This is a genomic window from Acinetobacter sp. YH16044 (assembly GCF_013417145.1).
In the GTDB taxonomy this organism is placed as follows: Bacteria; Pseudomonadota; Gammaproteobacteria; order Pseudomonadales; family Moraxellaceae; genus Acinetobacter; species Acinetobacter amyesii.
In genome coordinates this window covers 1-1,158 of the sequence record NZ_VPEK01000171.1, presented here as the reverse complement: position 1 = coordinate 1,158, position 1,158 = coordinate 1, and the positions used below count along the sequence as shown (strand labels likewise).

The following is a 1,158-nucleotide window of genomic DNA, read 5'->3' as shown; positions in this document are numbered from 1 at the left end:
TTTTACAAGATTTATGCCAATACTTCCTAGAGTTTATATACCGCGTCAATTGATTTAATTTTCATATAACAACTTTGTCCATTTTTAAATAAGCAAGGATACACAGCTACCCCTATTTAACTTTGTTAAACAGTGATAGTCTGTGACCTTGATCAGGGGCTTCACCCCCGATACCCCCGAAAAGCTTTAAAAAGAAAAATCAAAGATTTTCCAATTTAAAGCTTACAAAAGCCAAAGCAGGGTAGATTGAAATGTCAGGACATGAACAACAAGAGAATAAGCAAGGTAAAGCTGTTCGAGAGAGAACCTTTAAAGTCAGACTTTCTGAATCAGAATATCAATTGCTTGATTCAAATAATCCTTATGGTTCGATTGCAAAGTTACTTAGACAAGCAGCAGTAGAGAAAGCGACTAAAATTCATAATTCCAAAGCAGATGATGACCAAAAAATTAAAGTAACAAAGGTTGTTGAATCTTCGTATAGCAAGACAGAGCGAGTGTTAATTTTAGAACTTGGTCGAATTGGTAATAATGTGAATCAGATTGCCAAAGCCGTGAATACCGATATTGCAGGGGTAGGTACTTTTGACAAAGTGAAGTTACTTCATTTATTGATTTCAATTGATCAACAGCTTCGGGAGTTACGTCCAGATGATCGTTGATTTTTTTCGACATGGTTCAGGTTTGTCAAAAGGTTGTCTTGATTATTTATTGGGTGAAGATCGAGAGCGTGAACACGCACAGGTGCTTAGTGGTGATGTAGAACTGACAGCACAATTGATTGATAGCAGTCCTTTTGCAAAAAAATATACCAGTGGTTGTTTGTCCTTTTATGAGCATGATTTATCTGACCAGGATAAACAGAAAATAATGCAAAATTTTGAGGAATGTTTATTTCCAGGACTAGATAAAGACCAGTATCAAATTTTATGGGTACAGCACCAAGACAAAATTAATCAGGACACAGGTGAGACAAGGCTTGAGCTTAATTTTGTGATTCCCAATGTTGAGCTTTCAACAGGCAAACGCCTACAGCCATTCTATGCGCCAGTCGATTTAGATCGAGTCGATCTATTTAAGCAGATCACCAATACCGAACATTCACTGTATGACCCCGATGATCCTGAACATCGACAGCTATTTTTAAATAAAAAGAAT

At 36.6% G+C, this 1,158-nt stretch carries 1 protein-coding gene and 1 pseudogene; both read left to right on the top strand.

Annotated features, from left to right (window positions below; genetic code table 11):
• Positions 1–251: 251 nt before the first annotated feature.
• On the top strand, positions 252–662 hold the full coding sequence (locus tag FTV38_RS17810) for a MobC family plasmid mobilization relaxosome protein (RefSeq protein WP_174660743.1): 411 nt from the start codon (positions 252–254) through the stop codon (positions 660–662).
• Positions 652–1,158, top strand: a pseudogene (locus FTV38_RS17805) (relaxase/mobilization nuclease domain-containing protein); the annotation flags it as partial. The gene FTV38_RS17810 and the pseudogene FTV38_RS17805, both read left to right, overlap by 11 nt.

Coding starts and splice junctions, on each gene's coding strand:
- FTV38_RS17810 (WP_174660743.1), top strand. CDS start 252: ATGTCAGGACATGAACAACAAGAGAATAAGCAAGGTAAAGCTGTTCGA.